We start from the raw sequence: 8030 nt of genomic DNA, 5'->3' as shown, positions 1-8030 counted from the left end.
GCATCGCCTCGGCCAGGTCGCCCTCGTACACCTCGCCCAGCAGGTGCGCGACGACCTCGGTGTCGGTCTCCGAGCGCAGCGTGTGACCGCGTTCGCGCGGCCGGAACCAGGCGCCGGTGGACTCGGACTCGGAGGTGGCCGGCGGGATGTCCCACTCCGGCGGCAGGTTCGGCGGGGTCGCCGTCCGGGCGCCGCCCTCCATCACCCCGAGCACGGGGGAGGCGGGCGCGGCGGAGCGGTGCCGGGGGCCGGCCGGGTCGGCGGCGGCCGGCGGCTTCTCCTCGCCGGGGCCGTCCTCGTTCTTCACGGTGGAGCGGACCACCACCGGCGGGATCGGACGCGAGCCGGGGATGTTGATCCGGACCCGCGTGGTCAGCGTGGTCTCGGTCTTCGGGGCCTCGTCCTCGTCACCCGGCGCCGAGCCCTGGGCGGCACCGGCACCCGCACGGTCGCCGCCGGGGAACCCCGGTGTGCCGTAGGGCGGGGTGCCCGACGGGTAGGCGTCCGGCCCCGTGCGCCGAGGCGTCGGGTGGGCGTTCTCAGATTCGCGGCTGCTCAATGCTGCTCTGCTCCGGGTTCGCGGGCCGGGCCGTGCGGCCCGACCGCGGTTCGTGGGCGCCGGACCTGGCGGGCGGCGTCGGGTACGGCGTTCTGCGGCACCACCATACTGGGAAGAACTGAGCGGTGAACTGGTTCGGATAGAACCTGATACGTCCGGTTCCTCCGGTATGAGAGTACGGCCGTGTGGTCCTGACTGCTCGTCGTACGCGGTACCGTACGCGGCCCGTCCGGGGTGGTCAGCGCGGGGGTCCGGGCACCCCCGGGAACCAGCTGGTCCGGGTCGGCAGGGTGGCACAGATCACGCCCAGGATCGATCCGACGAACAGCCAGGCGAGCGACGTGGCATTGGTCCAGAGGACGTTGTCCCCCTCGGGCCGAGGGACCATCAGGAGCAGCAGGGCGAGGAACCAGCCGGCCGCGGGAAGGGCCGCGCCGAGCCGGGTGCCGGTCACCCGCAGGCCCGCGTAGAAGGTCGCGCCGGTGGCCGCGAGCGCCAGCAGGACTCCCACGGGCGGCCACAAGGCCTGCACAAATGCTCCGCATACCGACACCGCGAAGCCCAGCAGGAAGAATAGGACATAAGCCGCGATCCGCCCGGCGAGCGGGGGCTGGGACTCCTTCAGGCGCTCGTCCCGGGTGCCCAGGACGGCCGCCAGGACCGAGCGGCGCGGGGCCGCCTTCCGCTCGTCCACGGGCCCGGTCATCGGGTGCCCTCCTCGACGGTCAGGCCTGCGGCGGTGCCGAGCCCGGAGCCGAGGCCGGAGCCGAGGCCGGTGTCGAGCCCGTCGAAGAGGTCCTCCTCCGGCTGCCGCGGCCCGGCCTGGCCGTGCACCAGCTGGTAGTACTCGGTGGCGAACAGCGGCTGCCCGAGGTGGTTGGAGAGCGCGAAGAAGTCGCCGGACACGGTGACCTGGGTGGCGTGCGCGGCCATCGCGGCGGCCTTCCGGCCGGCGTACGCGGTGCCGTCCAGCACGGTGGTGACCACGGCGTCGTCCACCACGCCGGGGACGTCGGCCGGCTGCGCGACGCCGGGGAACCGGGCCTCGGCGGCGGTCCGGGCCAGGCCCCGGTCGAGCACCGAGCGCGGCATCCGGTTCCAGTACACCTTGGCGATCCGCCAGGCCGGGCCCAGCTCGGGCCGGTACGCCGGGTCGGCGGCCAGGTCGTACGCGCGCATCGCGACCCGGTGCGCCTGGATGTGGTCCGGGTGCCCGTAGCCGCCGTTCTCGTCGTAGGTGACCAGCACCTGCGGCCGGACCTCGCGGACCACGGCGACCAGGTGCCCGGCCGCCTCGTCCACGTCGGCCCGCCAGAAGCAGTCCGGCGCGTCGTTCTCGGGGACGCCCATCATCCCGGAGTCGCGGTAGCGGCCCGGGCCGCCCAGGAAGCGGAAGTCGGCGACGCCGACCGCGCGCATGGCGTCGGTCAGCTCTCCGATCCGGTGCGGGCCGAGGGTGTCGTCCCGGTCCGCCGTCAGGTGGGCCAGCTCCGGCCCGATCACCTCGCCCCCCTCGCCGAGGGTGCAGGTCACCAGGGTGACCCCGGCGCCCTCGGCGGCGTACCTGGCCATCGTGGCGCCGTTGCCGATCGACTCGTCGTCGGGGTGGGCGTGGACCAGGAGCAGGCGGCGGCCGGTAGTCATGGGGGGAAGCCTAACGACCGCGCGGCGGGGTTCAGAGCTTCAGGCCGTTGATCATCCCGGCGAGGTTGCTGGTGACCTGGCTGATCGAGGGGGCGATGGAGCTGGACGCCAGGTAGAAGCCGAGCAGTGCACAGATGATCGCGTGCGCGAGCTTCAGGCCGGAGCGGCGGATCAGCACCACCACGATGACCAGCATCAGCATGGCTGCGGAGACGGACAAAGCCATGGCGGCTCACACCCCTTCTCGGGTGCGCCACCCCCTCGGGGAGGCGGCGGTCGGGACCGTGCGGGACTTGCGGTCGGGTGACCGGCGGCCCGGGACGGGGCCTGGCGATCACTCCTGGGACCAGTCATACCCGATGCGTGAGGGGCTCATGACGTTCAGTGAGTCTGCACACGCCGGGGCATGGTGGCACAAATGGGGCGCATGGGCCGGTCGGAAGGGGTGTACCGCCGATCGGTGCACACTTCCGCGCGATGCTCCGAACGAGTGATCACCGCGCACGGGGCAGCGGGACCGGAACGTCATAGGGTCGGTGCCATGACCTCCCACACCCCTGCGGACACCTTCCCGAGGCAGTACGCGCGCACCCTGCGCTACACCGTCGGTGCGCCCCGGTCGTTCTCCGTCGCATCCGACGGCTCCCGGGTCGTCTTCCTGCGCTCGCGCTCCGGCAGCGACCGGGCCAACCTGCTCTGGACCCTCGACACCGCCACCGGCGAGGAGCGGATCGCCGCCGACCCGGCCGTCCTGCTCGGCGGCGGCGAGGAGGACCTCTCTCAGGCCGAGAAGGCCCGCCGCGAGCGCAGCCGCGAGGGCTCGGCCGGCATCGTCGGCTACGCGCTCGACGGCGCCGGGAAGCGCGCCGCCTTCGCCCTCTCCGGCCGGCTCTTCACCGCCGACCTGGTGGCCGGCACCAGCACCGAGCTGCCCGCCGAGGGCCCGCTGGTGGACCCGAGGCTCTCCCCGGACGGGGTCTTCGTCGCGTACGCCAACACCGCCGGCGAGCTGCGGCTCACCCGCACCGACGGCACCGCCGACTGGGCCTTCGCCTCCCCCGACGGCCCGAACGTCACCTGGGGCCAGGCCGAGTTCATCGCCCAGGAGGAGATGGGCCGCGACCGCGGCTTCTGGTGGTCCCCGGACAGCGACCGGTTGCTGGTCGAGCGGGCCGACGACAGCCCGGTCCGCCGCTGGTGGATCGCCGACCCGGCCAACCCGGGCAGCGAGCCCGCCGAGGTCGCCTACCCGGCCGCCGGCACCGCCGACGCCGAGGTCGGCCTCTGGGCCCTCGGCCTGGACGGCACCCGGACCGAGGTGGCCTGGGACCGCGAGGCGTTCCCGTACCTGGCCCGGGTGCACTGGTCGAAGGGCGGCGTGCCGCTGCTGCTCGTCCAGGCCCGTGACCAGCGCAGCCAGCGGATCCTCGGCGTGGACGTCGGGACCGGGGCCACCGAGGTGCTGCACGAGGAGCGGGACGACGCCTGGCTGGAGCTGTTCCAGGGCGTCCCGGCCTGGACGCCGGACGGCAAGCTGGTCCGGATCGGCGACGAGGGCGGGGTCCGGGCGCTGGTGATCGGCGACCACGCCGTCACCGGGGCCGACCTGCACCTGCGCTCGGTGCTCGCGGTCACCGCGGAGGAGGTCTTCTTCACCGCCTCCGGCGGCGCCGCGGAGACCGACCCCGAGCCCGGCTGGATCGCCGTGGGCCGGATCGGCCACGACGGCAAGCGGCTCGCCTGGGAGGCCGCCAACGGCCGGCCGTTCACCTCCGTCACCACCGCCGTGCACGCGGCCGGCATCACCGTCCGGGCCACCGCCGAGCCCGACCTCCCCGGCACGCTCGTCCAGGTCGCCCGCGACCTGCCGGAGGGCGTGGTGGTGGACGTCGTCGCCACCATCGACTCCTACGCCGAGACGCCGGCCATCACCGCCCGGCCGGTCTTCCGCTTCGCCGGCGAGCGCCGCATCCCCGCCGCGGTCTTCCTGCCGACCGGCTACGACCGCGAGCGGGACGGCCTGCTGCCCGTCCTGATGGACCCGTACGGCGGCCCGCACGGCCAGCGCGTCGTCCAGGCGCACAACCCGCACCTCAACTCGCAGTGGTTCGCCGACCAGGGCTTCGCGGTGGTCGTCGCCGACGGGCGCGGCACCCCCGGGCGCGGTCCGGCCTGGGAGAAGTCGATCGCCTTCGACTTCGCCGGGGCCACCCTGGACGACCAGGTGGACGCGCTGCAGGCGCTCGCCGCGGAGTTCCCGCTCGACCTCGGCCGGGTCGCCATCCGCGGCTGGTCGTACGGCGGCTACCTCGCCGCGCTCGCCGTGCTGCGCCGCCCGGACGTCTTCCACGCGGCCGTGTCCGGCGCCCCGGTGACCGACTGGGAGCTGTACGACACCCACTACACCGAGCGCTACCTCGGCCACCCGGCCGAGCGGCCCGAGGTGTACGCGGCCAACTCGCTCAGCGGGTACGCGGCCGGGCTGGAGCGCCCGCTGATGATCATCCACGGGCTCGCGGACGACAACGTGGTGGCCGCGCACACCCTGCGGCTCTCCTCCGCCCTGCTGGCGGCCGGCCGGCCGCACACCGTGCTGCCGCTGTCGGGCGTCACGCACATGACCCCGCAGGAGGAGGTCGCGGAGAACCTGCTGCTGCTCCAGGTCGACTTCGTGAAGAAGTCGCTGGGCCTGCGGTAACGGGCCGGGCCCCACCTTCCGGCGGCCGGTGCCCGTGATCCGGGTACCGGCCGCCGGCATGACATCCGTCATGCCGGAACCACGACGGCGCACACTGCCGCCGGACCGGGCCCGCGCGGGACCCTCGGGTGGTGCGAACGACACCAGCTGGGGAGAGGACCGAGGCGATGGGTGCGGAGGTGGCCGCCTTCCGGGGCGTCAGCAAGAACTACGGGCGGGTACGGGCCGTCGACGGCCTGGACCTGGTGCTGCGGCCGGGCGAGACCGTCGCCCTGCTCGGCCCGAACGGCGCCGGCAAGTCCAGCAGCCTGGACCTGCTGCTCGGCCTGCGCGAGCCCGACCGCGGCACCGTCACGCTGTTCGGCGGCACGCCGCGCGCCGCCGTCGCGGCCGGCCGGGTCGGCGCGATGCTGCAGAGCGGCGGCCTGATGGCCGACGTCACGGTGCGCGAGCTGGTGAGGCTGGCCTGCGACGTCCACCCGCGCGGCCGGGCCGTCACGGAGGTGCTGGCCGACGCCGGGATCACCGAGCTGGCCGGCCGCCGGGTCGACAAGCTCTCCGGCGGCCAGGAGCAGCGGGTCCGCTTCGCCCTCGCCATCGCGGGCGCCAACGACCTGATCGTCCTGGACGAGCCGACCACCGGCATGGACGTCTCCGTCCGCCAGGCGTTCTGGGCGAGCATGCGGGCGCAGGCCGACGCCGGGCGCACGGTGCTGTTCGCCACCCACTACCTGGAGGAGGCGGACTCGATCGCCGACCGCGTCCTGGTGCTGCACCGGGGCCGGCTGATCGCCGACGGCACCTCCGCCGAGATCAAGGCGAAGGCCGGGGCCCGCCGGATCACCTTCGAACTGCACGACGCTGACGGCCCGTGCGACGAGTCGCTGCTGCGCACCCTGCCGGGGACGCTGTCGCTGGACGTCAGCGCCCGGGTGCCGGGGGTGCGGACGGTCCGGATCCGGACCGCGGACGCCGACGCCGGCGTCGCCGGGCTCTACCGCGCGGGCCTGTACCCGCGCGGCCTGGAGGTCACCGGCCTGGGCCTGGAACAGGCCTTCCTGACCATCACCGGCGAGCAGGACGCCGCCGGCAGCACCGAGTTCGCGGAGGCCGTGCGATGACGACCCTGGTCCGGCTGGAGATCGTGCGCACCCTGCGCAACAGGAAGTACCTGCTCTTCTCGGTCCTCTACCCGGCGCTGATGTACTTCTTCTTCATCAACGCCTACGGCACGGGCAAGCTGGCCGGCGGCCTGCCGGTGAAGACCTACTTCATGGTCTCGATGGCCACCTTCGGCGCGGTCGGCTCGGTGCTGACCGGCAGCGCCCAGCGGATCTCGCTGGAGCGCAAGAGCGGCTGGACCCGCCAGCTGCGGCTGACCGCGCTGCCCGGCCGGGCGTACACCGTGGCGAAGATCGCCGCCGGTGCGGTGACCACACTGCCCGCGATCCTGGTGGTGTTCGCGGTCGGTGCGAGCCAGGGCGTGCGGCTGGACGCGGGCCAGTGGGCCGGCCTGGCGGCCGCGCTCTGGCTGGGCAGCTTCGTCTTCGCGGCCCTCGGGGTGGCGTTCGGGTACGCGGCGGCGCCGGACTCGGTGCAGACCATCGTGATGATCGCCTACATGGCGATGGCGCTGTTCGGCGGGACGTGGTTCCCGGTGACCGGCACGCTGGAGAAGATCGCCCGGTTCAACCCGGTGTACCTGTACAACCAGCTGGCCGCCTTCACCCGGCCCGGGCACTCGCTCGACCTGGTCGCGGTCGCCGGTCTGGCCGGCTTCCTGGTGGTCTTCACGGCGGCCGCGACCGCGCTGTACCGCCGGGACACCCGGCAGGCATGATGGCGCCCATGCCAGACACGCCCCGCTCCCACCGGTCCGACGAGCATCCGGAGGTGGGGGTGGGGCGCGTGTCGTTCATGAACGTCCCCGGCGCTCCGGTCGAGACCAGGCGGCAACTGCTGGTCAAGGTCGCCTGGATGCTGCTCTGGATGGTCTACCTCGCGTACCCGGTGGGCGACCTGCTCCAGGGCAAGCACACCACGGCCGCCACGGTGGCCGGGTGGGCCGCCCTGGCCGGCTTCCTCGGCTGCTACGTCAGCCTGGTGGTCTTCCGCTCGACCGAGAGCATGCGGCCGCGGGCCTGCCACGCGGTGGTCGGGGCGATGGTGCTGACCGCGGTGGTGACCGCCTTCTGCCTGGGCACCTCCTGGCTGACCCTGTTCACCTACTCCTCGGTGGCCGTCGCGATCATCGCGCCGGTGCGCTACGCGCTCGCCGGGGTCGGCGGGACGGCCGGGCTCACCGTGCTGGTCGGGCTGCTCAGCCACGCCGACCCGGGGGCGATCCCCACCATCGCGCTCACCGCCTTCCTCTCCGGCGTCGCGATGACCGGGCTGCAGCGGCTGGTCGCCACCATGCGGGAGCTGCGCCAGGCCCGGGCCGCCGTCGCCCACCTGGCCGCCTCCGAGGAGCGGCTGCGGCTCGCCCGGGACCTGCACGACCTGCTCGGGCACTCGCTGTCGCTGATCACGCTGAAGAGCGAGCTGGCCGGGAGGTTCATGGACGCCGGCAAGGACGAGGCGGCGCGAACCCAGGTCGCCGACATCGAGAAGGTGGCCCGGCAGTCGCTGATCGACGTCCGGGAGGCGGTGACCGGGTTCCGCCGGCCCACGCTGCCGGTCGAACTCGCTGCCGCCCGTACGGCGTTGGCTGCCGCGCAGGTCCGGCTGGACGTGCCGGCGGAGCTGGTGGACGCCTGGCCGGGGCTGGCCGGCGAGGAGTCCGGCGCGCTGGCCTGGGCGCTGCGCGAGGCGGTCACCAACATCGTCCGGCACGGCGAGGGCGCGACGCTGTGCACGGTCCGGGCCGACGAGGTGTGGGAGGACGGCGGCGAGCGCTACGCCGTCCTGGAGATCACCGACAACGGGGCCGGGCCGGGCAAGTCGGGGCCGGGGAACGGGCTCTCCGGCCTGGACGAGCGGCTCGCGCTGGTCGGCGGCCGGCTGGAGACCGGCCCGGGCGAACGCGGCCGGGGCTTCCGGCTGCGGGCCCTGGTGCCGCTCCACGCCGCCTCGGTGCCGGCGGCCGGCGGGGTCTAGGGAGCGCCCGGCCGGATCCGCCGGACAGCC

The 8030-nt window shown here is 74.2% G+C and carries 7 protein-coding genes and 1 pseudogene; 4 read left to right on the top strand and 4 right to left on the bottom strand.

The annotated features are described in order from the left end of the window. The 4 genes and pseudogenes from ABZ885_RS01950 to ABZ885_RS01935 all read right to left on the bottom strand — a co-directional run. Positions 1-559: pseudogene (locus ABZ885_RS01950) on the bottom strand (hypothetical protein); the annotation flags it as partial. Between the two features lie 238 nt (positions 560-797). After that, the gene (locus ABZ885_RS01945; protein ID WP_360182149.1) at positions 798-1265 is read right to left on the bottom strand and encodes a DUF6113 family protein; all 468 of its coding nucleotides are present in this window, start codon (positions 1263-1265) and stop codon (positions 798-800) included. Continuing rightward, the gene (gene mshB, locus ABZ885_RS01940; protein WP_360182146.1) at positions 1262-2203 is read right to left on the bottom strand and encodes an N-acetyl-1-D-myo-inositol-2-amino-2-deoxy-alpha-D-glucopyranoside deacetylase; all 942 of its coding nucleotides are present in this window, start codon (positions 2201-2203) and stop codon (positions 1262-1264) included. Before mshB ends, ABZ885_RS01945 begins: the two co-directional genes overlap by 4 nt. Before the next feature lie 31 nt (positions 2204-2234). Then, the gene (locus ABZ885_RS01935; RefSeq protein ID WP_063347949.1) at positions 2235-2429 is read right to left on the bottom strand and encodes a DUF2304 family protein; all 195 of its coding nucleotides are present in this window, start codon (positions 2427-2429) and stop codon (positions 2235-2237) included. A 315-nt stretch (positions 2430-2744) separates the two neighbouring features. On the opposite strand from ABZ885_RS01935, the gene ABZ885_RS01930 reads away from it, so the two are divergent. The 4 genes from ABZ885_RS01930 to ABZ885_RS01915 all read left to right on the top strand — a co-directional run bounded on the left by ABZ885_RS01930 (position 2745) and on the right by ABZ885_RS01915 (position 8000). After that, positions 2745-4901, top strand: a complete 2157-nt coding sequence (locus ABZ885_RS01930) for a prolyl oligopeptidase family serine peptidase (protein ID WP_360182143.1) — start codon at positions 2745-2747, stop codon at positions 4899-4901. Positions 4902-5068: 167 nt separating this feature from the next. Continuing rightward, positions 5069-6022 (top strand): ABC transporter ATP-binding protein, encoded by a 954-nt coding sequence (locus ABZ885_RS01925; protein ID WP_360182140.1) that lies wholly within the window; start codon positions 5069-5071, stop codon positions 6020-6022. After that, complete coding sequence (locus ABZ885_RS01920; protein ID WP_360182137.1) at positions 6019-6741, top strand: ABC transporter permease; 723 nt, start codon at positions 6019-6021, stop codon at positions 6739-6741. Before ABZ885_RS01925 ends, ABZ885_RS01920 begins: the two co-directional genes overlap by 4 nt. 8 nt (positions 6742-6749) lie before the next feature. Next, on the top strand, positions 6750-8000 hold the full coding sequence (locus tag ABZ885_RS01915; RefSeq protein ID WP_360182134.1) for a histidine kinase: 1251 nt from the start codon (positions 6750-6752) through the stop codon (positions 7998-8000). Positions 8001-8030 lie beyond the last annotated feature (30 nt).

This window comes from Kitasatospora sp. NPDC047058 (assembly GCF_040643935.1).
Lineage (GTDB): Bacteria > Actinomycetota > Actinomycetes > Streptomycetales > Streptomycetaceae > Kitasatospora.
Note: the sequence above shows the minus strand (reverse complement) of the source record. Positions and strands in the feature narration are given on the sequence as shown.

Excerpts from the sequence above, each read along its gene's own strand:
- ABZ885_RS01930 (WP_360182143.1), top strand. The coding sequence starts at position 2,745 with ATGACCTCCCACACCCCTGCGGACACCTTCCCGAGGCAGTACGCGCGC.
- ABZ885_RS01945 (WP_360182149.1), bottom strand. The coding sequence starts at position 1,265 with ATGACCGGGCCCGTGGACGAGCGGAAGGCGGCCCCGCGCCGCTCGGTC.
- ABZ885_RS01925 (WP_360182140.1), top strand. The coding sequence starts at position 5,069 with ATGGGTGCGGAGGTGGCCGCCTTCCGGGGCGTCAGCAAGAACTACGGG.
- ABZ885_RS01935 (WP_063347949.1), bottom strand. The coding sequence starts at position 2,429 with ATGGCTTTGTCCGTCTCCGCAGCCATGCTGATGCTGGTCATCGTGGTG.
- ABZ885_RS01915 (WP_360182134.1), top strand. The coding sequence starts at position 6,750 with ATGCCAGACACGCCCCGCTCCCACCGGTCCGACGAGCATCCGGAGGTG.
- mshB (WP_360182146.1), bottom strand. The coding sequence starts at position 2,203 with ATGACTACCGGCCGCCGCCTGCTCCTGGTCCACGCCCACCCCGACGAC.
- ABZ885_RS01920 (WP_360182137.1), top strand. The coding sequence starts at position 6,019 with ATGACGACCCTGGTCCGGCTGGAGATCGTGCGCACCCTGCGCAACAGG.